General features: G+C 71.6%; 17 protein-coding genes and 1 pseudogene. 8 read left to right on the top strand and 10 right to left on the bottom strand.

Translation table 11 applies throughout. The features are described from left to right. The first annotated feature begins 5 nt into the window (after window positions 1-5). Window positions 6-1,037 (top strand): Gfo/Idh/MocA family protein, encoded by a 1,032-nt coding sequence (locus ACWBNA_RS30055; RefSeq protein ID WP_482707653.1) that lies wholly within the window; start codon window positions 6-8, stop codon window positions 1,035-1,037. Here the strand turns inward: ACWBNA_RS30055 and ACWBNA_RS30050 are convergent. Next, a complete protein-coding gene (locus ACWBNA_RS30050) occupies window positions 1,024-2,664 on the bottom strand; it encodes an alkaline phosphatase D family protein (RefSeq protein WP_482707652.1) in 1,641 nt (546 codons plus the stop codon). The genes ACWBNA_RS30055 and ACWBNA_RS30050 overlap by 14 nt on opposite strands. 145 nt (window positions 2,665-2,809) lie before the next feature. On the opposite strand from ACWBNA_RS30050, the gene ACWBNA_RS30045 reads away from it, so the two are divergent. Both ACWBNA_RS30045 and ACWBNA_RS30040 read left to right on the top strand, forming a co-directional pair. Beyond that, entirely contained in the window at window positions 2,810-3,598 is a 789-nt protein-coding gene (locus ACWBNA_RS30045; RefSeq protein ID WP_482707651.1) for an SDR family oxidoreductase, read from the top strand. A 260-nt stretch (window positions 3,599-3,858) separates the two neighbouring features. Then, window positions 3,859-3,978: pseudogene (locus tag ACWBNA_RS30040) on the top strand (ABC transporter ATP-binding protein); the annotation flags it as partial. A 42-nt stretch (window positions 3,979-4,020) separates the two neighbouring features. Here the strand turns inward: ACWBNA_RS30040 and ACWBNA_RS30035 are convergent. After that, entirely contained in the window at window positions 4,021-5,010 is a 990-nt protein-coding gene (locus ACWBNA_RS30035; RefSeq protein ID WP_482707650.1) for an aldo/keto reductase, read from the bottom strand. Between the two features lie 112 nt (window positions 5,011-5,122). Continuing rightward, window positions 5,123-5,449, bottom strand: coding sequence for a nuclear transport factor 2 family protein (locus ACWBNA_RS30030; RefSeq protein ID WP_482707649.1), 327 nt, complete (start codon window positions 5,447-5,449; stop codon window positions 5,123-5,125). Window positions 5,450-5,585: 136 nt separating this feature from the next. Between ACWBNA_RS30030 and ACWBNA_RS30025 the strand changes: the two genes are divergently transcribed. Both ACWBNA_RS30025 and ACWBNA_RS30020 read left to right on the top strand, forming a co-directional pair. Next, window positions 5,586-6,143, top strand: coding sequence for a DoxX family protein (locus ACWBNA_RS30025; protein ID WP_482707648.1), 558 nt, complete (start codon window positions 5,586-5,588; stop codon window positions 6,141-6,143). Between the two features lie 257 nt (window positions 6,144-6,400). After that, window positions 6,401-6,739 carry a MazG-like family protein gene (locus ACWBNA_RS30020; RefSeq protein ID WP_482707757.1) on the top strand — a complete coding sequence of 113 codons (339 nt, stop codon included), beginning with the start codon at window positions 6,401-6,403 and terminating at the stop codon, window positions 6,737-6,739. Here the strand turns inward: ACWBNA_RS30020 and ACWBNA_RS30015 are convergent. Next, the gene (locus ACWBNA_RS30015; protein ID WP_482707647.1) at window positions 6,736-8,604 is read right to left on the bottom strand and encodes a flavin-containing monooxygenase; all 1,869 of its coding nucleotides are present in this window, start codon (window positions 8,602-8,604) and stop codon (window positions 6,736-6,738) included. The two genes, ACWBNA_RS30020 and ACWBNA_RS30015, sit on opposite strands and share 4 nt — an antisense overlap. A 341-nt stretch (window positions 8,605-8,945) precedes the next feature. On the opposite strand from ACWBNA_RS30015, the gene ACWBNA_RS30010 reads away from it, so the two are divergent. Continuing rightward, on the top strand, window positions 8,946-9,359 hold the full coding sequence (locus tag ACWBNA_RS30010; protein WP_482707646.1) for a VOC family protein: 414 nt from the start codon (window positions 8,946-8,948) through the stop codon (window positions 9,357-9,359). 429 nt (window positions 9,360-9,788) lie between these two features. Next, window positions 9,789-10,850, top strand: a complete 1,062-nt coding sequence (locus ACWBNA_RS30005) for a sugar ABC transporter substrate-binding protein (RefSeq protein ID WP_482707756.1) — start codon at window positions 9,789-9,791, stop codon at window positions 10,848-10,850. Window positions 10,851-11,120: 270 nt separating this feature from the next. On the opposite strand, the gene ACWBNA_RS30000 is transcribed toward ACWBNA_RS30005, so the two are convergent. The 6 genes from ACWBNA_RS30000 to ACWBNA_RS29975 all read right to left on the bottom strand — a co-directional run bounded on the left by ACWBNA_RS30000 (window position 11,121) and on the right by ACWBNA_RS29975 (window position 21,097). Next, a complete protein-coding gene (locus ACWBNA_RS30000; protein ID WP_482707645.1) occupies window positions 11,121-11,300 on the bottom strand; it encodes a hypothetical protein in 180 nt (59 codons plus the stop codon). An 88-nt stretch (window positions 11,301-11,388) separates the two neighbouring features. Then, window positions 11,389-14,313: an NHLP bacteriocin export ABC transporter permease/ATPase subunit gene (locus tag ACWBNA_RS29995; RefSeq protein ID WP_482707644.1), complete on the bottom strand. Its 2,925-nt coding sequence runs from the start codon at window positions 14,311-14,313 to the stop codon at window positions 11,389-11,391. Further along, on the bottom strand, window positions 14,310-16,559 hold the full coding sequence (locus tag ACWBNA_RS29990; RefSeq protein WP_482707643.1) for an NHLP family bacteriocin export ABC transporter peptidase/permease/ATPase subunit: 2,250 nt from the start codon (window positions 16,557-16,559) through the stop codon (window positions 14,310-14,312). Before ACWBNA_RS29990 ends, ACWBNA_RS29995 begins: the two co-directional genes overlap by 4 nt. A gap of 15 nt (window positions 16,560-16,574) precedes the next feature. Next, a complete protein-coding gene (locus ACWBNA_RS29985; RefSeq protein ID WP_482707642.1) occupies window positions 16,575-17,387 on the bottom strand; it encodes a biotin/lipoyl-containing protein in 813 nt (270 codons plus the stop codon). A 6-nt stretch (window positions 17,388-17,393) separates the two neighbouring features. Then, window positions 17,394-18,833: a SagB family peptide dehydrogenase gene (locus ACWBNA_RS29980; protein WP_482707641.1), complete on the bottom strand. Its 1,440-nt coding sequence runs from the start codon at window positions 18,831-18,833 to the stop codon at window positions 17,394-17,396. 11 nt (window positions 18,834-18,844) lie between these two features. Then, complete coding sequence (locus ACWBNA_RS29975) at window positions 18,845-21,097, bottom strand: TOMM precursor leader peptide-binding protein (protein WP_482707640.1); 2,253 nt, start codon at window positions 21,095-21,097, stop codon at window positions 18,845-18,847. Between the two features lie 294 nt (window positions 21,098-21,391). Between ACWBNA_RS29975 and ACWBNA_RS29970 the strand changes: the two genes are divergently transcribed. Then, a partial coding sequence (locus tag ACWBNA_RS29970; protein WP_482707639.1) for an AAA family ATPase occupies window positions 21,392-22,804 on the top strand: 1,413 nt, incomplete at its 3' end.

Raw genomic sequence — 22,804 nt, 5'->3', positions numbered from 1 at the left:
CCGGGATGACGGAGCAGAAGGTGCGCTGGGGGATCCTGGCGACGGGCGGGATCGCGGCGGCGTTCACCGCTGACCTGGTGGATCTGCCGGACGCGGAGGTCGTGGCGGTGGCCTCGCGGACCGAGGAGTCGGCGAAGGCGTTCGCGGAGCGGTTCGGGATCGCGCGCGCGTACGGCGGCTGGGACGCCCTCGCCCAGGACGAGGACGTCGACGTCGTGTACGTCGCCACCCCGCACTCGGCACACCGCGCGGCCGCGGGCCTGTGCCTGGAGGCCGGGCGGAACGTGCTGTGCGAGAAGGCGTTCACGCTGAACGCGCGCGAGGCCGAGGAACTGGTCGCGCTGGCGAGGAAGCGCGGCAGCTTCCTGATGGAGGCCATGTGGATGTACTGCAACCCGCTGATCCGGCGCCTGGCCGACCTGGTCCGGGACGGCGCGATCGGCGAGGTACGCAGTGTGCACGCCGACTTCGGCCTCGCCGGCCCCTTCCCGCCCACCCACCGGCTGCGTGACCCGCAGCAGGGCGGCGGCGCGCTGCTCGACCTCGGCGTCTACCCGGTGTCCTTCGCCCACCTGCTGCTCGGCGAGCCGTCGGACATCGCGGCACGCGCCACGCTGTCCGACGAGGGCGTCGACCTGCAGACGAGCGCGCTGCTCTCCTGGGACGGCGGCGCGCTCGCCTCGGTGCACTGTTCCGTCATCGGCGGTACGGCCACCACCGCGTCCGTCACGGGCTCGCTGGGCCGCATCGACATCCCGTACGGCTTCTTCCACACCGACCGTTTCGTGCTGCACCGCGACGGCCGCGACCCGGAGGAGTTCGCCGCCGACCCGGCGGACGGTCCCCGGGGCAGCCTCCGGCACGAGGCCCTGGAGGTCATGCGCGCCGTGCGGGCCGGCGAGACCGAGTCCCCGCTCGTCCCGCTCGACGGCACCCTTGCCGTGATGCGGACGCTCGACGCGATACGGGACCGCGTCGGCGTCCGCTATCCCGGGGAGGACCCGGCGAACCAGGTGGCCGGGCTCACGCCGGCGTGAGCCCCTGCTCCCCCACCTGGGTCACGAAGGACGCGGCCGTCGCGATCGGCGCCCCGGGCCTGGTCACGTACGGCACGCTCCTGAAGTCGGCCCGGGCCCGCTCGCGGCCCAGCTCGACGGTCACGTAGCCGCGCAGCCCGTTGTAGAACTTCATGTGCGGGTTGGCCCGGGTGTACGTGTCCCAGGTGGAGGGCTTGTCGGCGCCGTCCCGGCCGCTGGAGATCGACGATCCGACGATCTCGGTGCCGAGGGTGCGGGAGGCGGGGTCGTCGAAGTCGTCCTTGATGTCGTAGGCGTACGCGACGTGCACGTCACCGGTGAGGACCATCAGGTTGTCGATGCCGGCCGCCTTGGCCCCGTCGAGGATCCGGCGGCGGGAGGCCCGGTAGCCGTCCCAGGCGTCCATCGACAGCCGTGCCGGATCCGTCAGATCGAGCTTGCGCTGCGAGAAGTTCACCTGCTGCGGTACGACGTTCCACAGGGCGCGTGAGTCGCGCCAGCCGTCGAGCAGCCACCGCTCCTGGGTCTCGCCGGTCATCGTGCGCGCCGGGTCGTCGATCTCGGGGCCGGGCAGGTCGAGGCCGTCGCCGTAGGCCTGGTCGGAGCGGTACTGGCGGGTGTCGAGGATGTCGAACTGGGCGAGCCGGCCCCAGTGCAGACGCCGGTAGAGCCGCATGTCGGGTCCCGCGGGCTGCTGCGGGCGGCGCAGCGGCTGGTTCTCCCAGTAGGCACGGTAGGCGGCGGCGCGGCGCAGCAGGAACTCCTCCGGCGGGACGCTGTTCTCGGGGGTCTCGTCGGCGTAGTTGTTCTCGGTCTCGTGGTCGTCCCAGGTGACGACGAAGGGGTGCGCGGCGTGCGCGGCCATCAGGTCCGGGTCGGACTTGTAGAGGGCGTAGCGCAGGCGGTAGTCCTCCAGGGTGACCGTCTCGCGGTTGAACACCGCGGGGAGGGTGCGGTCGGTGTGGTTGCGGTAGCCGCCCACCGAGTTGACCGCGTACTCGTACAGGTAGTCCCCGAGGTGGAAGACCACGTCGACGTCCTCGGCGGCGAGATGGCCGTACGGGGTGAAGTAGCCGTCGGTGTACGCCTGGCAGGAGACGGCGGCGAAGGTGAGCGCCGAGGTGCGGCTGCCGGGGGCCGGTGCGGTGCGGGTGCGGCCGACGGGGCTGATCCAACTGCCCGCGCGGAAGCGGTAGTGGAAGACGCGGTCGGAGCCGAGGTGGGTGACCTCGGCGTGGACGGTGTGGTGGAACTCGGGGTGTGCCACGGCCGTGCCGCGTCTGACGATCCGGCGGAACCGCTCGTCGTGGGCCACCTCCCAGTGGACCAGGACGCGTTCGGCCGGGAGGCCGCCGTCGGGCTGGTACGGGGCGGGGGCGAGCCGGGTCCACAGGAGCACGGAGTCGGGCAGCGGGTCGCCCGATCCGACGCCGAGGGTGAAGGGGTTCTCGGTGATCTTCGCGGCGTCGAGCTCGGCGGCGCTCGCCGCGCCGGCGGCGGGCAGGTTCACGGAGAACGCGAGCGCGGCGGCGGCGCCGGTGGCGGTCAGGAAGCGGCGGCGGTTCACATGGCGGGCGACGGCGCGGAGTTCGGGGGCGTGCTGTGACGGGCGGGTGTCGAGTGTCATCCGGTCCTCCCCTGACTGATGAGTGCAGGAGCCATTGGAGTGGCCGGGAACGACGTCCGGTTGGCACGTACACAACACTCAGATGGCGGACGGATGAGTTCCGTACCGCGGACCCCGTCCAGCCCCTCCCGTACGCTGCGGGCCCATGAATGCCATGCGAACTGCGAAGGATTCGAGGATCGCGGTGGTGACCGGCGCCGGCTCCGGCATCGGCCGCGCGGTCGCCGTGGAGCTGCTGCGCGCGGGCTGGTCGGTCGCGCTGGCGGGCCGGCGACCGGAGACACTGGAGGGGACGGCGGCACTGGCGCCCGGCGGCACCGAGGGCGCCGAGGCGGCTTCGATCGCCGTACGCACGGATGTGTCACGGCCGGACGACGTGGCCGCGCTGTTCGCCGCCACCGTGGACCGCTTCGGGCGCGTCGACCTGCTGTTCAACAACGCGGGGACCTTCGGGCCGGGCGGGGTGCCCGTCGAGGAACTGCCGTACGACGCCTGGCGGCACGTGGTGGACACCAACCTCAACGGGGCGTTCCTGTGCGCTCAGGCCGCGTACCGGCAGATGAAGGAGCAGGACCCGCGGGGCGGCCGGATCATCAACAACGGCTCCATCTCGGCGCACACACCCCGGCCGCACTCCGTCGCCTACACCGCGACCAAGCACGCGCTGACGGGGCTGACCAAGGCGCTGTCCCTCGACGGGCGGCCGTACGGCATCGCGGTCGGGCAGATCGACATCGGCAACGCGGCGACCGACATGACCGAGCGCATGCGGACCGGCGCCCTCCAGGCCAACGGGGAAATGGCGCCCGAGCCGGTGATGGACGTCGCCGATGTCGCGCGGACCGTGCGGCACATGGCGGAGCTGCCACTGGCGGCGAACGTGCAGTTCGCGACGGTACTGGCGACGACGATGCCGTACGTGGGGCGCGGCTGAGCACAACCTGCACAAACGGAATCGAGAATTCCGCACCATAAGTGCCGGTGACGGCCTTATGCTCGTCATCTCCTCCACAAGAGCTTCACACTTGGAGGACCCGGCTTCCGCCAACCGCACCCGAGGGGGGTGGCGGCAGCCGTTCCCCGCACCGGGTGGGGGTGGATCTCGCGGGGGGCTGCGGGGTACGCACCGGTGCGGGGGAACGGCTGCCGCGGCGATCTTGCGTCGACGCGCGCGCATCCGCATTCATCCGCGTCGAGCACGGGCTGACCTTCGTCCTGGTCACCCACGATTCGTCGATCGCCCGCCGCGTCCCCCGCGTGGCCACCATCAAGGCCGGCCACATCAGCCTGACCGAACAGACCGTGCGTCTCTGATCCCCGCGCCTGTGATCCCCCGGATCCCCTAGGAGGGGCCGTTCACCGCCCGATGATGTGGTCGACCTCGGCCATCTGCTCCGCGGTGAGCGGCCCCTTCTCGATCGCGCCCGCGTTCTGCTCGGCCTGGGCGACCGAACGGAAGCCCGGGATCGGGACCGTGCGCGGGCTGCGCGCCCACAGCCAGGCGAGGGCGCCCTGGGCGGGCGTACGGCCGCCGCTGGTGAGGACGTCCTTCAGCGCGTCGACGCGGGCGACCCAGTCGGCGGCGGCACCGGAGCCCTCCTCGAACCCCTGCAACCACTGCGGCGGACGACTCCGGATGTCCCCGGCCTCCAGGGCCCCATGCCGCTTCCCGGTCAGCAACCCCATGGCGAGCGGACTGCGGTTGATGCTCGCCAGGTCCAACTCGTCGCACAGCGCCAGCATTTCGGGCGCGTCCTGCAGCACGTTGATGGCGTGCTGTACGGCCGCACAGTGCTCCCCCTCGGCGAACACGGCGGCGCGGGCCGGGTCGTCGGTGCTCCAGGCGTACGCCCGGATCAGCCCCTCGCGCACGAACTCCTCGCAGGTATCGCGCAGTTCGGCGGCACGCTCCGGGTCGGCGTCCGAGAGGTGCAGCTGGTAGAGGTCGATGTGGTCGGTGCCGAGGCGGGTGAGGGATGCCGTCAGGGCGCGGCGGGCGTAGGCCGGGGTGTCGTCGCCGCCCGTGAGCGTACGAGTGGCCTCGTCGAAGACGTTGCCCCACTTGGTGGCGAGGACCACGTCGTCCCGGCGCTTGCCGAGCGCCCGGCCCAGGACGCGTTCGCTGTGTCCGGCGCCGTAGGTGTCGGCGGTGTCGAAGAACGTGACGCCCAGATCGAGGGCGCGCCGGACCGCCCGTACGGACTCCTCGTCGTCGACCTTGCCCCACCCGAGCGGCTGCCCGTCGGCGTCCTGCCATTCCCCGCCGATCGCCCAGCAGCCGAAGCCGAGGGCGCTGACCTCAATGCCGGTGCGGCCCAGTGTGCGTGTGGTCTCCGTGGTCTCCATGACGTTGCACGCTAGGAGTTGGAGTGCGCTCTAGGGCAAGGGGTTTCTGCGGGTTGTTTCCGGCTGTGCCGGCGTACGGGGTGCGCGGGCTGCGCGGGCTGCCGTACGAGGTTCAGGCCTGGCCGGTCTCGAAGCGGGAGATCCTGCCGTCGTCCTCGACCGTGAAGCTCCACCTGGTGCGCATCTCGCCCCAGGTGTCGTTGCTGTAGCGGGCGAGGAGGGCACGGCCGCCCTGGGACTCGTTGTCGACCTCCATGTGACCGTGGGAGGTGAAGATCTCCCGGTCGACCCACTCGTCGAGGTCGCGGTCGGACCCGTCGTCCGCCATGGTCGCGCCGGGGGCGAGGAGCTTCAGGAAGGCCTCGCGGTCATGGGCGTTGACGGCGGTGACGAAGGCGCGGACGGCCGGGTCGCTCAGCTTGGCTGTCTGAATCGTCATGGCAGTCAGAGTCACACCACCGCCGGGAGCGCGCCACCCGAACGGCACGGCGGGCGGGGCCGGTAGGTGTGAGGGGTGCGACGGTGGAAACGCGTGGGGTGTCCCCCCGCCCCTTCTGTCTGTTCCGGGAGTCATCGTGAGCTGTTACGACCGACGTGATCTGGGCCTGCTGCTGCTCCGGCTGGGCGCCGGCGGAGTGCTGGCCGCGCACGGCACGCAGAAGCTGTTCGGGTGGTTCGGCGGACATGGACTGGAGGGCACCGGCCAGTTCTTCGAGTCCGTCGGGTACGCGCCCGGGAAGCAGAGCGCCGCGGCGGCCGGGCTGGCCGAGGCCGGCGGCGGCACCCTGCTGGCCCTGGGCCTGGCGACCCCGGCGGCCGGGGCGGCGGCGGCCGGGGCGATGGCGGGCGCGGCCGCGGTCCACACCCCGAACGGCTTCTTCAACCAGAGCGGCGGCTACGAGTACGCGGCGTCCCTCGGCCTGACCGCGGCGGGCCTCGCCATCACCGGCCCCGGCCGGCTCTCCCTGGACCACTCGCTGCGCCACGCGGTCAACCGGGGCTGGATGGTCCCGGCGGCGTTCGCGGCGACCGGACTGGTGACGGCGCTGGTCGTGGGCGCCCGGAACCGGCGGCTGCGGAAGGCGGAGGAGGGCGAGCAGCAGGCGCTGTTCGAGGAGACGTTCGACGAGTAGGGGCGTGGTGTCCGGCGGACAGGCAGGCGTGGTGTCCGGCGGACAGGCAGGCGTGGCAGGCTGCCGCCATGACGGATCAGGCCACCTCCCCCGATACAGCAGCTGCCGAAACGACTGTCGACACGGCCGGTGACCCGACGGTCGAAACGGCTGGTGACCCGACGGTCGAAACGGCTGGTGACCCGACGGTCGACACGGCCGGTGCCCCGACTGTCGACACGGCCGGTGCCCCGACTGTCGACACGGCCGGTGAGCCGATGGTCGAGACGACGGCGGACCTGTGGAGCTCCATCGACGCCCTGTGGACCTGGCTGGACACGAACCGCCCGATCGACGGTGACCAGGCCCTGCTGCTGCGCATGCTGAAGCTCTCCGAGGAGGTCGGTGAGGTCGCCCAGGCGGTGATCGGGGCGACCGGCCAGAACCCGCGCAAGGGCGTCACCCACACCTGGGACGACGTCCAGGGCGAACTGTGCGACGTCGTGATCACGGCCCTGGTGGCCCTGCGCACGCTCACCCCGGACACCCGCGAGGTGTTCGCCCGCCATCTGGCCCGGGTGACGGAACGCTCCCTGGGGACGGCCCCGGCGTCCTAGGAGAGCCGCCGCTTCCCCTGCTCGGCGTCGACGAGGACGTCCTCCGTACCGCCCTCCGCGCGCCAGCGGGCGAGCAGTTCGTGAAAAACGACCGGCCCATCGCCGAACTGTTCGCTGCGCTGCCGCGGGCGCCCCTCGTTGTTGTAGTAGCCCGGGGTGCACTCGGCATGGAAGCGGTACTGGTCGGGTGCCTTCTCGCGGATCGTCGCCACCCAGGCCTCCTCGGCCTCGGCGCTGGGTTCGACGTACCGGGCCCCGCGCCTGCGCGCCTCGGCGACGACCTCGCCGATGTGGGTGGCCTGTTCGTCGAGGACGTGGACGAAGTTGACGGCGGCGGCGTTCTGCAGGGACCCGAGCTGGAAGAGGTTCGGGAAGCCGTGGGTGCAGAACCCGTGGAGGGTACGGGGGCCGCTTTCCTTCCACCGGTCCAGCAGGGCGACACCGCCGCGCCCGTACGCCGGCAACTGCCCGGACACCAGCCCCGACACACCGACCGCGAAGCCGGTGGCGAAGATGACGCAGTCGACCTCGTACTCCACTCCGCCGACGACGACAGAGGTCTCGGTGATCCGCTCCACGCCGTGGGTGTCGGCCGTGTCGACGAGGGTGACGTTGGGCCGGTTGAAGGTCTGGAGGTAGTGGTCGCTGAACGTGGGCCGCTTGCACATGTAGCGGTACCAGGGCTTGAGCTTCTGGGCGGTCTCCGGGTCCTCGACGGTCGACTCCACCCGGGCCCGGATCTCGTTCATCTTCTGGAAGTCGGCGATCTCGTACGCCCGTTCGCGCTCATCGGCCGGGAGGTGCGCGTAGGAGTTGGTCGGAATCAGCTTCTCCTGCAGCCGTGCACTGCTGGTCCAGCCGTCGTTCACCAGGTCCTCCTCGCCGCGCACGCCGGTGACGACCTTGAGGAAGTTGTCCCTGCGATGCCGGTGCCAGCCGGGCCGCAGCGACCGCGCCCACGCCGGATCGGTAGGACGGTTTCCGCGTACGTCGACGGAGGAGGGCGTGCGCTGGAACACGTACAGGTGCCGGGCGTCGGCTCCGAGATGCGGCACCACCTGGATTCCGGTGGCACCGGTGCCGATGAGCGCGACCCGCTTGTCGGCGAGCCCGGTCAGACCGCCGCTCGCGTCACCGCCGGTGTAGGCGTAGTCCCAGCGGCTGGTGTGGAACGTATGCCCCTTGAACGTCTCGATCCCGGGGATGCCGGGCAGCTTGGCCTGGCTGAGGGTGCCGCTGGAGACCACGACGTACTTGGCCCGAATCCGGTCACCACGGTCGGTACCGACAACCCACTCCTCCTTCCCCTCGCCCTCCCCCTCGTCCTCCCCTTCCCTCCACCGCAGTTCGGTGGCCTGCGTCTGGAAGCAGGCGTCGTCGTAGAGACGGAAGTGCCGCGCGATGGCACGCGCGTGCTGCCGGATCTCCTCCCCCGGCGCGTACCGCCATCGGGGGACGTAACCGATCTCCTCCAGCAACGGCAGATAGACGTACGCCTCGATGTCGCAGTGGATGCCGGGGTACCGGTTCCAGTACCAGGTACCGCCGAAGTCCCCACCCTTCTCGATCACCCGGACCGACTCGACCCCGGCCTGCCGCAGCCGAGCCCCGGCGAGCAACCCACCGAACCCACCCCCGACGACCACCGCCTCGACCCGGTCGTGCAGCGGCTCCCGGGCGAACTCGCGGTCGCGGTAGGGGTCTTCGTCGTACGAGCCGAACTCGCCGCTGGTGGCGCGGTACTGGCCGCGGCCGTCGGGGCGGATGCGGCGGTCGCGTTCGGTGCGGTATCTGGCGCGGAGCGCTTCGGGGTCGAAATCGAGGTGGGGTGGGTCGGGGGTGTGGGGGGTGTGGGGGGTGGTCATGTCTCTTCTCTCCTCGGTCGGGGAGGCCGGGACAGGTGGGCAGGGGCAGGGGGCATCTGAAAGACAGTCAAGCGGACTGAGCTGACGGATCCCTGACAGCTTCAGGCCAATCGAGCGATGGGCCGTACCGGGGCGGGGCCCCTGTCGACGGGTATCGAGGGGCCCCGGTCGATCAGGTGATCGAAATCCATGCCGAGGCGGAGCCCTCGGACACCACGGACGGCACGACGCGACGGCGCTCGCCGCCCACACGCCGGGCCGTTGTCAGTGGCCCGCGCTAGTCTGCGTCCGTCCGACAGTTCAGCCCATTTCGATCATTTCGATCACTTCGGGAGGTATTGATGGCCTCACGCCTCAACCCGTATCTCAGCTTCGACGGCGACGCCCGGCAGGCGATGGAGTTCTACGAGGAGGTCTTCGGCGGCACCCTCAAGCTCAACACCTTCGGGGAGTTCGGTCAGCCGGACAGCCCGAGCGCGGACAAGATCATGCACGGGATGCTGGAGACCCCGAGCGGCTTCACCCTGATGGGCGCCGACACCCCACCCGGCATGGAGTACACGCCGGGCAACACCTTCTCGGTGAGCCTCAGCGGCGAAGACGAGGACGAACTGCGCGGCTACTGGGAGAAGCTGTCCGCCGGCGGTTCCGTCTCCGTCCCGCTGGACAAGCAGATGTGGGGCGACGTGTTCGGCATGTGCACGGACCGCTTCGGCATCCCGTGGATGGTCAACATCGTCCAGCCACGGGACTGACGGACCCCACCGGGGTGACCCCGCACGCCTGAATCCCCCGGGTTCCACCGACTGAACAGTCGACGGAACCCGGGCCTGTACGGCTTGCGTTGGTCGGGGCGTCCCAAGCGGCGGCGACCGGCACGACCGGCTGGCAAAGTCCGCCCTGTCGCGGGGCCGACGAGGTGGACCGACAAGTGCCCACAGCCCCCCTGAACTTGGAGGACGCCCACCGACGGGCCTGTAGCCGTTGGATGTTACGCGTGATTGCTGTTGCGATCTCGTTAACTGGAACCCTTGACGATGAACGCGCTTACGCGTTGGCTTTCACCACCTGGTCACCAGGCTGCTCTCTAGCCCCGGAAGGCACCTGCAGTGAACGCTTCACCCATCGTCCGCTCCGCCGCACGTCGTTTCCCCCTCGTCGTGGCCGTGTCCACATCGACCCTGATGCTCGCCGCGTGCGGCGCCATCGAGGGCATCGCCGGGAGCAGCAGCTCCGTGAGCCCGAAGAAGGGCGACGACATCACGGTGGGTCTGCTCCTGCCCGACAAGGACACGAGACGCTTCGAGAAGTTCGACTACCCCCTCATCAAGGACAAGGTCGCCTCCCTCACCAAGAACAAGGGCAAGGTCCGCTACGCCAACGCCGGCGCGAGCGCGGCCAAGCAGAGCCAACAGTTCCAGCAGATGATCGACGCCAAGGTGGACGTGATCCTGGTGGACGCGGTCGACGCCAAGGCCATCTCGTCCGACGTCCAGAAGGCCAAGGACGCCGAGATCCCCGTCATCGCCTACGACCGGCTCGCCCAGGGTCCGATCGACGCGTACGTCTCGCACGACAACGAGCTCGTCGGCCAGGTACAGGGCCGCGCCATCGTCGGTGCACTCGGTAACAAGTCCAAGACCAGCAAGATCGTCATGATGAACGGCTCCGTCGCCGACCCGAACACGGCCCTGTTCAAGGAGGGCGCGCTCAGCGAGCTGGACGGCAACGTCATCATCGCCAAGAAGTACGACACCCGCGAGTGGCTGCCGTCGGTCGCCAAGGCGAACATGGCGAAGGCGATCCAGGCCATCGGGCTCGACAACATAGCCGCCGTCTACTCGGCGAACGACGGGATGGCAGGCGCCGTCATCGACGCGCTGAAGGAGGCAGGAGCGAGCAAGATCCCCCCGGTGACCGGCCAGGACGCGGATCTGGCGGCACTGCAGCGGATCGTCTCCGGCGAGCAGTACATGACCGTGTACAAGCCGTTCCTCCTGGAGGCGGACAACGCCGCGGAGCTGGCCGTCGCCAAGGTCCAGGGCCGCTCCCTCGAGTTCGACGCGCTGACCCCCGACTCCGTCGACAGCCCGACGGAAAAGGACATCCGGTCCAACCTGGTCCAGGTCGTCGCCGTCACGAAGGACAACATCAAGGAAACGGTGATCCGGGACGGCGTCTACACCGTCAAGGACATCTGCACGTCGCAGTACGCGGCGGACTGCGCGGAGATCGGGCTGAAGTAGGGGTAACGCGTACGCGGTCGGCCGAGGCACTCCGCCGAGGCCCACCAAGTGGCCTCTGGTCCTGACTCGGCCGGCTGCTTCAGCTCAACAGCAGACGTCGGTGACGCCCAGCGAGCGGCCTTCCCGGCTGAAGAAGTCCCGAGAGCCGGCTGAGAAGGCAGGTCCACCGTCACTCCGCACCGTCCACCCCGTCGAGGAGCCGTGGTTCGCGCCCCGGAGCAAGGGCGGTCGACACTTCGACGGGGTTTCCCAACCCCGGTCCGTTCGCTGTCAGCGGTTGGTTCTGCGGGACGTCGTGGCGTAGTAGACGCCCAGGAGGACGGCGCCCACCACGGCCACGATGGTGGTGAGGGTGCCGGAGGCGAAGACGGCGGTCAGGACGACGAGGGCCCCGTAGAGGACGGGGAGGAGGACATTGGGGTTCTTGAGGGCGTTGGTGGGGGTGGCCATCTCTGCTCCTTGGGTCAAGTGACGTAGTGCGTCGGGACATTGGGCGGCTCCGATCTTGCCAGTGGCGAGGGGGGAGCGATAGGGCGCGTCAGGACAGCTGCGGACCGGCCAAACGTGCGAAGAGGCCGTCGGGGTCCGAAAGGAGGCTGGCGTAGGTGCCCTCCTGGACTATCCGGCCTTTGTCGAGGACGAGGATGCGGTCGGCGTCGACCACGGTGGACAGGCGGTGGGCGATGACCAGGCGGGTGGCGTTGAGGCGACGGGTGCTTTCGGCCACCGCGCTCTGGGTGGGGTTGTCGAGGGCGCTGGTGGCTTCGTCGAAGTAGACGATGCGCGGGCGGGCGACCAGAGCCCGGGCGATCATCAGGCGTTGGCGCTGGCCGCCGGAGAGGGTGTTGGTGCCCTCGGAGAGCACCGTGTTCATGCCCATCGGCATGGCGCGGATGTCGTCGGCGAAGCCGGCCATCTCGGCGGCCGTCCAGGCTTCGTCGAGGGTGTGGCCGCTGCTGCCGACGATGTTGGCCAGGATGTCACCGGACTGGAGCGACCCGTGCTGGAGGACGACTCCGCACTGCCGGCGGACCGCCGACACGTCGAGTTCGGCCAGGTCCTGGCCGTCGTACAGCACGGTCCCGGTCAGCGGGGACTCGAAGCCGAGGAGCAGGCGCAGGAGGGTGGACTTGCCACTGCCGGAGGGGCCTACGACGGCGATGAACTCACCCGGGTCGACGGTGACGGAGACGTCGTCGAGGACGAGGGGACCGTCGTGGCCGTAGCGGAAGGAGACGTGCGAGACGGCGAGTCGGCCGGAGAGGTCGCCGGGGTCGGCCTTGGTGCCGTCGGTCTCGGGGACGGCTTCGAGGATGGGGCGCAGTTTCTCCAGCATGGGGACGGTGCCCACGGCGGTCACGGCTGCCGCGGTGAACTGGAGACTGGAGGAGAGCAGCAGGTTGAAGGCCATGTAGAAGGGGAGGAACTCGACGATCGCGAGGCGGGGGCCGGGCAGGCTCGCGACGGTGACGAAGACGATCGTCGAACACACCAGGGGGAAACCGGCGTTGAAGGTGGTGACCGCGTTCTGGATGCGGCGTACCGACGCGGTCAGGGCGTGGCCCTTGCCCGCCTTCAGGGACCACTGGGCGAAGGCACGCTCCTCGGCGGCGGCGACGCGCAGTTTGGGCATCGCGGTGAGCATCTGGAAGACGAGGGCGGACATGCCCTGGTCGTGTACGTACTCGCGGCGGGACCAGGCCAGTTGGAGGCGTCCCGCGGCCGCGGCGAAGACGATGCCGACGGTGGTCAGGGCGGTGGCCAGGAGGGCCAGGCGCAGGTCGTAGCAGTAGACGAGGACGAGATTGGCGAGGCCGGTGAGGAAGGCGAGGGTGGCGGTGGTGAGCAGGCCGGAGAGGAGTTCCTGTGCGGCGCTCACGCCGAGGACGGTGGTGCCGAGCTCGCCGGTGGAGTAGCGGGTGAAGAACGCGGCGGGGAGCGTGAGGAGTCGGTTCCACAGGCCGGCCTGCATGGCGGCGCCGGAGCGGCTCTCGATGCGCAGGACGGCGAGGTTCTGGACGACGGAGAGCGCTGCCGTGGCGAGGCCCGCGCCGATCACCACGAGGGCGCCCTGCAGGATGAGGTCGCGGTCGGCGCGGGGGGCGAACGAGCCGAGGATCTTGCCGGTCATGACGGGCACGATCAGGCCGATGAGGGCGACGAGTACGCCGGTGAGGGCGAAGCGGGCGTAGTCGCGGCCGTGCCCGAGGGCGGGTGCGAGGCCGAAGCGGAGCAGGCCCGCGACGGTGCGGACCTTCGGCGGCAGGGGTTGGTAGAGGGCGACGGCGGTGCTGCGCAGGCGCGCCGCGGTGGCCTTGTCGAGGGGTGTGACCTCGCCGTCCTCGACCATGACGTATCCGTGGCCCAGCGAGAGCAGGGCGACGGGGTGGCCGGTGGTCCGGTAGCCGATCAGTGAGCCCAGGTCGGCCGTCCACCACGCGCCGTCGAGGCGGACCGTGCGGGTGCGGATGTGGGAGGCCAGGGCGATGGCCCGCAGTTCGTCGCGGGTGCGGCCGGGCGTGTTGGCGCGGACCGGGGGGCGTACGGAGAAGCCCTGGCGGGAGGCGACCAGCCGGACGGCGGCCAGCATCGGCGGGTCGGCGGCGACGTCGGCGAGGCGGACGCGGGTCGCGGTGTCCTGCAGGACGGCGTCGAAGCCGCGCAGCGCGGACGGCAGGACCGTGCCGTCCCGGTCGTGCCGGGCGGCGAGTTCGGCCCGTTCCTCGCTGTGGCGGAGGGCGATGCGGTGGTCGAAGGTGGCGCGCAGGCGGGCGGCGTGACGGAGGAGGGCCTCGGGCAGACGGCCGGTCGCGTGCAGCTCGTGCAGAGGAACGGCGATGAGGCGGGCCGGGGTTCGGGCGCGTACCCAGTCCCGTTCGGTGAGAAGGAGTTCGGCGCCGATGGTGAGGGGCGGCAGGACGAGAGACGACTCGGCGGCGCTGTCCGTGGCCGACTGGGCGGCGGCGTCCGTGGACGGCTCGTCGGTGGTGTCGAGCTCGCCCTCCGCCACCCGTACGCAGCGGATGCCGTCGACGGAGCGGGCGGCTTCGCGGGGGGCGAGGTGGGTGACGCCGTCGGCCTGGAGGGAGGTGAAGCGGCGGGGCGGGAGCGGGCCGGGAAGGGCGGCGGCGAGGGCCTCGATGCCTCGGGTCAGGCCGGCGGGCAGGGGTTCGGACGTGGTCAGGTCCGCCAGGGGGCGCAGGGTCAGTTGTGAGCCGGGTACGGGACGGGCGACGACGGCGTGCCGGAAGTCGCCGTCGGCTCCGCAGGGCAGGAGCATGCCCTCCTCCGCCCGGCACAGGAAGTGCCAGCGGCCGTCGGGTACGGCGCCGGGGGCGCTGCCGGGCGTACGGCTGACCGCGAAGACGTCGGCGGCCCCGGACTCGACGGCGAGCAGCACGGCGGGGTCGTCGAGGAGGAGGGTGCCGCCGGTCTCGGGTTTGAGGGGTGCGGGGCTGCTCACAGGGTGTCACGCTCCTCGGCACGGCTGGATTCGAAGAGAGCCGCGTACGGGCCGCCGGCGGCCAGGAGACCGTCGTGGGTGCCGCGTTCGGCGGCCCGGCCGGCGTCGAGGACGATGATCTCGTCGGCGTCGCGGACGGTGGAGAGCCGGTGCGCGATGATCAGGCAGGCGCAGCCGCGGCGGCGCAGGTTGTCCACGATGGTGCGTTCGGTCTGCGGGTCGAGGGCGCTGGTGGCCTCGTCGAGGACGAGCAGGGTGGGCTGTGCGGCGAGGGCGCGGGCGATCTCCAGGCGCTGGCGCTGGCCGCCGCTGAAGTTGGCGCCCGCTTCGCGTACGTGGGCGTGCAGGCCGCCCGGGCGGGCCATGACCTCGTCGAAGACGGCGGCATCGCGCAGGGCGGCGAGGACGACCTCGTCGGGGACCGTGTCGTCCCACAGGGTGAGGTTGTCGCGGACCGTGCCGGAGAACAGGGCGATGTCCTGGTCGACGTAGGCCATGGAGGCGGCGAGCACGTCGCGGGGGATCTCCTCGCGGCAGCGGCCGCCGACGAGGATGTCGCCGCTGCGGGGCTCGTACAGGCCGGTGACCAGGCGGCCGACGGTGGATTTGCCGCTGCCGGAGCCGCCGACGACGGCGGTGCGGCTGCCCGGGGTGAGGGTGAGGGACAGACCGGTGACGACGGGGGCGGCGAGCGGGCCGTACCCGAAGGTGACGTCGCGCAGGGTGAGGCTGCCGTCGAGGCGGCCGGTCTCGGCCGGCCGGTCCGTGGGCTGTCTGCGGAAGTCGCGGGCCAGGGGGTACTTCTCCACGTCGTGGATGCGGCGGAGGTCGGCGCTGATGTCCTGCAACCGGGAGCCCAGGTTGGTGAGTTGGGCGACCGGGCGGCCCAGTGCGGACAGCAGTGTCTGGAAGGTGACGAGGATGCCGACGCTCAGGGTGCCCTCGACGACGCGGATGCCGCCGACCAGCAGCAGGACACCGGTGTTGACGATGGCGAGCAGCGGCGGGACCACGAGGAGCAGGGCGGTGGCCCGGCCGAGGTGCTGCTGGGCGGTGGTGACCTTGGCGAGGAAGCCGGACCAGCGGGTGAAGGCGTCGGGTTCGGCGCCGGTCGCCTTGACCGTCTCGATGGTGGACAGGGTCGCGAAGGTGGTGCCGATGAGGTTGCCGCGGTCGGTGCGCAGGGCGGCGACGGCGTCCTTGCGGGAGCGGGCGACGGCTTGCAGGACGAGCACGTTGAGGGCGGCGGTGCCCAGGCCGATGGCACCGAGCAGCAGGTCGTAGCGGATCAGGAGGGCCGCGTAGAAGACGACGAGTACCAGGTTGATGGCGGTGCCCGCGAGGTCGCGGGAGAGGATCACGGCCACCGTGTCGTTGCTGGCGACCCGTTTGGCGACCTCGGCGGGGCGGCGCTGCAGGAAGAACTCGATGGGCAGCCGCAGCAGGTGGCGGAAGAAGCGCGCCGAGCCGACGAGCCCGGAGCGGATCTCCATGCGCAGCAGGTAGTGCTGCTGCACGGAGGTGAGGACGAACACCATGAGGGCGGTGACCGCCATGGCCGCGGCGAGCGGGACGACGGCGGCGGCCGGTCCCGTACCCGAACCGAGGACACGGTCGATGAAGATCTTGGAGTAGGCGGCGCCGACGATGCCGGGGATCACCAGGAGGAGGCTGGCGAGGACGACCAGGGGCAGGGCCCGGCCCGAGGGTAGCCGGCGGTGCAGGAGGGCCGCGGTGGTGCCGGTGCGGGAGCCGCCGGGGCGGAAGTCCGGACCGGGTTCGAAGGTGAGCATGATGCCGGTGAAGCCGGAGTCGAACTCGGCCCACTCCATGAGGCGGGGGCCGTTCGCCGGGTCGTTGACGGCGACCAGGGTGCGGCCGAAGCGGGTGGAGACGCCCTCGACGACCATGAAGTGCTGGAACGCCCAGAAGATGATGACGGGGCCGGTCTGCTTGCGCAGGTCCTCCGCCTCCGTCTGGAAGCCGCGGGCGATCAGGCCGAAGGAGCGCGCGGCGGCGATCAGGGAGCTGGCCTTGGCGCCGTCGCGGGAGACCCCGCACAGGCCGCGCAGTTCTTCGAGGGGAACGTGGCGGCCGTAGTGGGCGAGGACCATCGCGAGACTGGCCGCGCCGCACTCGACGGATTCCATCTGGATGACGGTGGGCACGCGGTGGGCGCGGCGGCGCGCGCGGCGCCGGGCGCGGGCCTCCTCGCGTTGGGGGCGGCGGGTCATGGTGTCGCTCATGGGTCTGCGTCCTCCTCAGCGGCCGAGGACCAGGTCGAACGGTGTCTGGGTGCGCAGCTGGATCGAGGCCGACACCGAGGTCTGTGAGGCCAGGTGGATGGGGGGTGTCTTCGCCGTCGACCAGGCGTATCCGGAGGCCGATCCGGCGTCGGGGACCAGATCGACGGTCACCAGGCGGGGCGCTTTGCCGGTGTGGAAGCGGCCGGCGGCGAGGTCACCGCCGACCAGTCCGGCGAGCGCTTCGCGGGTGAGCGGGTAGGGGGCGACGCTGGTGACCTTGCCGCGCAGTAAGCCGAAGGCGGCGGGCGGGGCGGTGGACACCGACAGGTCGACGGGGCTGCCGGGGTGCAGCCGCGCGGCCTGGTCGGCGGGGACGAAGACGAGGGCGAGGAGCCGGTCGTCGGGCAGGTCGGTGCGTTCGACGGTGACCACCGTTTCGCCGACGCCGACGATCTGACCGGCCGTCAGGGTCGCGCTGATCACCTGTCCAGCGAAGGGGCTGGTGACGGTGCGGGTGCGGCCGTCGGTGCCCTGGAGGCGGGCGACGGGCTGCCCGGCCCTCACCTGCTGGGCCGGCTTCACGAGCATCCGCTCGGCCATGCCCGCGTACGGGCTCTGCACCTGGCTGGTGCCTCCGGGGTGGGTGAGCACGCCGGGGGCGGCGACCGAGACGCGCAGGTGGGCGCTGAGCGACCAGACCAGGGCGCCGGCCAGGACGATCATCACGACGAAGACGGCGATCCAGCCCCGGGGGGCGGCCAGCAGCACCGGCGCGTCCAGTTCGTCGGGTTCACGCTTGCGCTGGAGCGCCTGGTAGCGGAACTGCACGGCCGCCTACCCCTCTGCTGCCGCTGCGGCGGCGGTCTCGGCGGCGGACTCCGCGGGTTCGGGGGCGCGGCTGCCGATGACGAGTTCGCCGACGCTGCCTTCGAGCAGCGGGTCGCGTCCGGTGGCCGCCGCGAAGGCGGTGGTGTCTCCGCCGCCGAGGCCGCAGGCGGCCAGCCCCATGGCTTCGGCGGTGAGGTAGAGGGTCTGGTAGAGGACGCCGACGTGCTTGAGGATCAGCGGGTAGGCGACGGTCTCGTACTTCCACATGACACGGCCGAAGCGGGCGGCGACGAGGAGGACGACCTGCGGGTCGCTGCTCATCATGGCGGCTTCGCGGGCCTCCTTGACGAGGGCCGCGGTGGCGGGGCCGGGGACGGCGACGTGGTCCAGTTCGTGCCGGTCGGCGGCGTAGCGGTACAGGCCGGGGTCGAGCCCTCGGCAGGAGGTGACCAGGGGGTACACCTCCAGTTCGTGGACCGCGCCACCGCTGGGGTAGGGGCGGTCGGCGAGTTCCTGGCCGTCGGAGCCGGTGAAGACGGAGCGGATGCGCAGCGTGCGGTAGAGGAGTTCGGCGAGCTGTCCCACGGTGAGGGGATACTCGTCGTCGTGGGCGCGGCGGGACGTGCGTGCCTCCATGACCTGGGTCAACGACGGGTCCCGGGCGGCGACTTGGTCGAGGTCGGGGGTGTCGAGGGCGATGCGCGGGCCGTCGCCGAGCGGGGCGGCGGCGGGTTCGGGGTCGAAGAGGTCCTTGCCCGGATAGGTGCCGCCGTAGCCGGACGCGGCGGCGGGGGTACGGGTGCGGGAGTGGAAGGCCAGGTCGAGAGGGTGCCATTGAGCGGGTCCGCGGCCGGTGGCTTCCGGGTCGGCCGGGAGTCCGTCCGGGCCGTGGCCGGCGCGGGTCAGCAGTCCGGCGGTGGCCAGGAGCCGCAGCAGGGGTACGGGCAGGTCCTTCGTCCAGTCGCCGAGCTGCCCCAGGAGAGAGGCTGCCGCGGGTGCCAGTTCGACGGCGAGGTGGGAGCCGGGGGCCTGGAGGGTGAGGACCGCGTCCTCGGTCCGCAGCAGCGCGAACCGGGACAGCCGTACGGGTACGGGGTCGGCGCCGGCCGGCCAGGCAGCCAGCGCGGTGCTGCCGCGGCCTCGCGGGACCAGGCGTGCGGCGATCTGTCCGTCGGGGCCCGTGACGGCGTGTTCGAGGAGGCCGGTGGCGGCCAGCCGGGCCTGCAGCAGATGCCAGCGCATCAGGCCGGCCTCGCCGTCGCCCGCCACCACCAGGGCGGCGAGCTCGCCGGCGGCGGTGTCGTGGGCGGACAGTGCGGTCAGGGCGGCGGCCGCGCCGGGCGGCAGCTGTTTCAGCGGCAGGACGCCGAAGGGGGTGTCGATGCGGCCGTCGGCGAGGGTGGCGTCCCGGCGCAGGCGCAGCACGGGAAGAGGTGTGTGGGTCATGTCCGCTCCCCTCAGAAGAAGACGTTCCAGGAATTCAGGCGGCCTTCGGGCGTCGGCTGTTCGAGCAGGCCCATGCGTACGGGGGCGTCGTAGAGGCGGCCGGGGCCCAGGCGCCGCCAGAAGTGCCGCAGGCCGGGGGCGATGACCTTGACGACGCTGAGTTCGAGGTCGGGGCGGGACTGGTCGACGACGATGACCTCGGAGCCGGCCTCCTCGATGCGGCGTACCTGTTCGGTGATGCGCTCGGCGAGGTCGAAGCCGGCCGGCGGGCCCACCTTCGTGGCGGGTGCGGCCGGGTCGGGCAGCAGCCAGGGCTCCTGCTCGACGGTGGCCTCCTTGCACCAGGTGAGGGTCTCCAGGTCGTCGACGAGGTAGGCGGTGTTCCCGTCCTCGTCGCGCGCTTCGATCATCGGCAGGAACTGGTTGAGTTCGGTGAGCGCGCGGAACGCGGCGATCCGGGGGTCGGGGTGGGCGCCGAAGCCGACCATGATGTCCTGCACGGCGTGGCGGCGGCGGGAGACCGCGACGTACACGGGCATGCCGAGGTCGGAGGTGATGTCGAGCATCCACAGGTCGCGGTCCATGCCCTCGTAGAAGGCGCGGAGTTCACCGACGTACGGGTCGGCGAGCGAGTCCATGTCGAAGGCCGGGACGCGCAGCCGGTTGTACCACCACAGGGCGACGGCGTCGCGTTCGGTCAGCTCGCACAGGCCCTGGAGTACGGCCTCTTCGAGGGTGTTGCCGGCGGCGCTGCCGTTGGAGTCGCTGATGCAGAAGAAGTGGTCGTCGAGGTCGGGGTGCCCGTACCAGGTGTACGCGGCCGGGACGAGGCGCTCCTCGTCGTGGGTGAGGGACCAGGCGGGCGACCAGTCGAGGGGCACGTCCTCGCGGAAGGGGTCGGGCACCTTGTGCAGGCGGTTGGCGGGGTCCTGGTTCCACGTGGCGCGGTGGGCCGTCTGGGCCTCGGAGAAGTGCAGCAGACTGCGCGGGTGCACGGCGGTGCGGCCGTCGAGGTCGCGGTAGGCGGCGCGGCGTACCGGCTCGTCGCCGCGCCACACGGCGACGTACCGCTCGATGGCCTCGCAGACGGCGCTGACCTTGGCCTGGATCTCGGAGCGGCCCTTGCCGCCGCTCTGGCCGCGGAGGTTGCGGCGCAGCAGGTCCATGCTGTCGTTGACCATCGCGAAGTTGTGGCCCGCGGAGTAGCTGAAGGTGAGGGTGTCGGTCTCGGGGGTGTGCGAGACGAGGCGGGTGATCGCGCCGAAGTGCGGGCTGATGTGCCGCTCCAGGCGGGCGAGGGTGGCCTCGGGGCGGTCGACGCGGTAGCCGCCGTCGCCGGTGTGCCGGGCCTCCCCCGGCGTGAGGGCGATCTTGGGGCTGCGCTCGGTGAAGAGCGCGGGGTCGCCGCAGGAGGGGCACTGGGGCTGGCGGACCAGCACGTGGTTCTCGGTGCGCAGGGTGGCGAGGTCGACCGTGACCATCTGGCCGCACAGCGCGCCGGGTTCGCCGGTGGCGGCGATGCGGGCGGCCTCGGCGGCGAGCAGTCCGGCCGCGGCGAGGGGGCCTGCGGCGATCCGCGCACGGGCGGGGTGGCGGGGCACGTTCTCACCGCGCTTGGTGGCGAGGTAGCGCTCCAACTGGCGGTTGCCCGAAAGTCGTTGGGCCAGACAGGACCAGCAGCCGGTGTGGTCGGGGCGCAGGAAGGGCCCGATCCATGGCGCGGTGCCGCCGGGCCTGGCGAGCAGCCAGGGGCGGCCGGTGGCGAGCTGGCGGGCGTTGCGGTCTTCCAGGGCCGGGTCGAGGTAGTCGTCGACCAGGACGACGGACAGGCCTACGGCCGGTTCGTCACCGAGGGCGGTGACGGTGACCGGCAGGCCGAGCGCGGCGAGTGCGGCGCGTACGGGCTCGGGGTCGACTCCGTCGGCGGCCGCCACGGTCAGGGGCGGGGCGTCCAGGGTCCGCGCGGGGTCGACGCCGAGGGCGTCCCAGTAGGCGAGGACGTCCTCGGGCAGGTCCGGGCGGCCCTCGGCCAGGTGCCCGGCCGCCTCGAAGCGGCTCAGTGCGGCGAACACTGCGGGGATGGGCAGCCGGGTGGCGAGCGCCTGGACGATCTCGACGGTGGTGCGCCGGCCGTCGAGCAGCGGTACCAGCGCCGCGGCGGCCTTTCCCGGTACGAGAAAATCCTTTCCCTCCGCGTACAGGAAGACTTGGGATTCCGCCACGACGTCGATGTGGAAGTGCGCCTTTATCCGCGGTCTTTCCATGAGCCCCCCTAGTACTTTCCTGCATTCCGGCGTTCGCCACTCAAACATGGGTGTGGTGGCGGGTAAATGCTTCACCGGGTACGCAACCGGGCCGGCGGATACGTAACCCGACCGGTCCTGCGGCGTGCCTCGGTAGGGAAAGTCCTGGTCGGGGCGTACGTACGGAAGCCGGACGGTGTACAGGAGGGTGGGGGCCGTCGCGAAAGCGGAGCGCGGCAGGCGAGTTGTCGGCGGGCCGGGCCCGCGGCCGCCACGCGCTTGATCTGAAGAAGCATCACATGAAACATTGGCCGAATGGATGCCCTGCTGCACCGGAAGAACGAGCTTTCCCTCTTCCGCGAGGCCATCGGTGAACTCGCCCCGGGAAGCCCTGCGGTCATCACCGTCGAAGGTAATCGCGGAATTGGAAAGTCCGCTTTACTGGAGGCCGTCACCGAAATCCTCCCCCCGCAGAGCCAATTACTGCGGGCCCGCTGCCACCCCAGTGAGAGCGGTTTCGAGTACGGCATGGTCCGCCAGCTCTTCGACCCCGTGCTCGGCATGGGCAGGGGCGGGGTGCCGGACTTCGACGGCACTCACCCGGACGGCGGACGCCCCAGCCACGAGGTGCTGCTCGGGCTGCTGCGCACCACCCGCACCCTCAGCGCGGACCGGCCGCTCGCGCTGCTCGTCGACGACCTGAGTCACGCGGATCCGGCGTCCCTGCTCTGGTTCTCCTCCATCGCGCGGCGCCTGGACCAGCTGCCCGTCCTCATGGTCGCCACCCTCCCCTCGACCGGCGCCGGTCAACTCCTCGCGGACCTGGGCCAGTTGCCATACCTGCGGCGCATACGGCCCGAGCCGCTCTGCCCGACCTGTACCGGCGATCTCGTCGAGCGGGCCTTCGACGCCCCGGTGGACCAGGAACTCGCCGCCCTGTGCCACACGCTCTCGCGCGGCAACCCGCGCATCCTCGGCGAGCTCGCGGGGCGGCTGCGGCAGGAGCGGATCTCCCCGGGTACGCCCGATCCGGTGCAGGCCCTCGCGATCGGCTCGGCCGCGCTGTCGGCGACGGTCCTCGCCTGGCTGGAGGAGGACAATCCCGAGGCCGCCGAGTTGCTGGCCCAGCTGGCCGTGCTCGGGCCCGACACCGAGGCGGCGGTGTGCGGCGCGCTCTCGCAGTGCGGCGACGCGCAGATCCAGCGGGCCCGCGCGTCGCTGGTGCGAGCGGGGCTGCTCGATGCCGGGCCGCCGGCGCGTTTCCCGTATCCGGCCCTGCGGCCGGCCGTGCTCGCACGGATCCCCGCACCGGTCCGGCTCGGCCTGCACGAGCGGGCCGCCGTGGTGCTGCCCCGGCTCGGCGCCCCGGCGACCGAGACCGCCGAGCACCTCATCCAGGCCGGCTGCGACTGGGGCCTGGACGTGCTGCACAACGCCGGTACGCAGGCGGCGGCCGTCGGTGACTACGAAGCGGCGGCCCGTTTCCTCCGCCGGGCGCTGGCCCTGGCGGACGGGCCCCCGGCACCCAGTGCGGAAACGTTTCACGAACTGTCCGTCCTCCTCGGTGCCGTCGAACTCCACCACGACCTCGACGCCTGCGTACGCCAGGCCGTCGCCATCGCCGACGCCCCGGCCGAACTGGCCGTGCGCGCCCGCGGCCTGGCCGGGCTCGCCGAGCCGGCGCTCGCCGCCACCACCGAGGGCGGGCGCCCCTTCGCGCGGGTCGCC

This window comes from Streptomyces sp. Q2 (assembly GCF_056820935.1).
Note: the sequence above shows the minus strand (reverse complement) of the source record. Positions and strands in the feature narration are given on the sequence as shown.

What these genes read in the sequence shown, in the direction of transcription:
- ACWBNA_RS30055 (WP_482707653.1), top strand. Translation starts at nt 6, where the DNA reads ATGACGGAGCAGAAGGTGCGCTGGGGGATCCTGGCGACGGGCGGGATC.
- ACWBNA_RS30050 (WP_482707652.1), bottom strand. Translation starts at nt 2,664, where the DNA reads ATGACACTCGACACCCGCCCGTCACAGCACGCCCCCGAACTCCGCGCC.
- ACWBNA_RS30045 (WP_482707651.1), top strand. Translation starts at nt 2,810, where the DNA reads ATGAATGCCATGCGAACTGCGAAGGATTCGAGGATCGCGGTGGTGACC.
- ACWBNA_RS30035 (WP_482707650.1), bottom strand. Translation starts at nt 5,010, where the DNA reads ATGGAGACCACGGAGACCACACGCACACTGGGCCGCACCGGCATTGAG.
- ACWBNA_RS30030 (WP_482707649.1), bottom strand. Translation starts at nt 5,449, where the DNA reads ATGACGATTCAGACAGCCAAGCTGAGCGACCCGGCCGTCCGCGCCTTC.
- ACWBNA_RS30020 (WP_482707757.1), top strand. Translation starts at nt 6,401, where the DNA reads ATGGTCGAGACGACGGCGGACCTGTGGAGCTCCATCGACGCCCTGTGG.
- ACWBNA_RS30015 (WP_482707647.1), bottom strand. Translation starts at nt 8,604, where the DNA reads ATGACCACCCCCCACACCCCCCACACCCCCGACCCACCCCACCTCGAT.
- ACWBNA_RS30010 (WP_482707646.1), top strand. Translation starts at nt 8,946, where the DNA reads ATGGCCTCACGCCTCAACCCGTATCTCAGCTTCGACGGCGACGCCCGG.
- ACWBNA_RS30005 (WP_482707756.1), top strand. Translation starts at nt 9,789, where the DNA reads ATGCTCGCCGCGTGCGGCGCCATCGAGGGCATCGCCGGGAGCAGCAGC.
- ACWBNA_RS30000 (WP_482707645.1), bottom strand. Translation starts at nt 11,300, where the DNA reads ATGGCCACCCCCACCAACGCCCTCAAGAACCCCAATGTCCTCCTCCCC.
- ACWBNA_RS29990 (WP_482707643.1), bottom strand. Translation starts at nt 16,559, where the DNA reads ATGAGCGACACCATGACCCGCCGCCCCCAACGCGAGGAGGCCCGCGCC.
- ACWBNA_RS29980 (WP_482707641.1), bottom strand. Translation starts at nt 18,833, where the DNA reads ATGACCCACACACCTCTTCCCGTGCTGCGCCTGCGCCGGGACGCCACC.
- ACWBNA_RS29975 (WP_482707640.1), bottom strand. Translation starts at nt 21,097, where the DNA reads ATGGAAAGACCGCGGATAAAGGCGCACTTCCACATCGACGTCGTGGCG.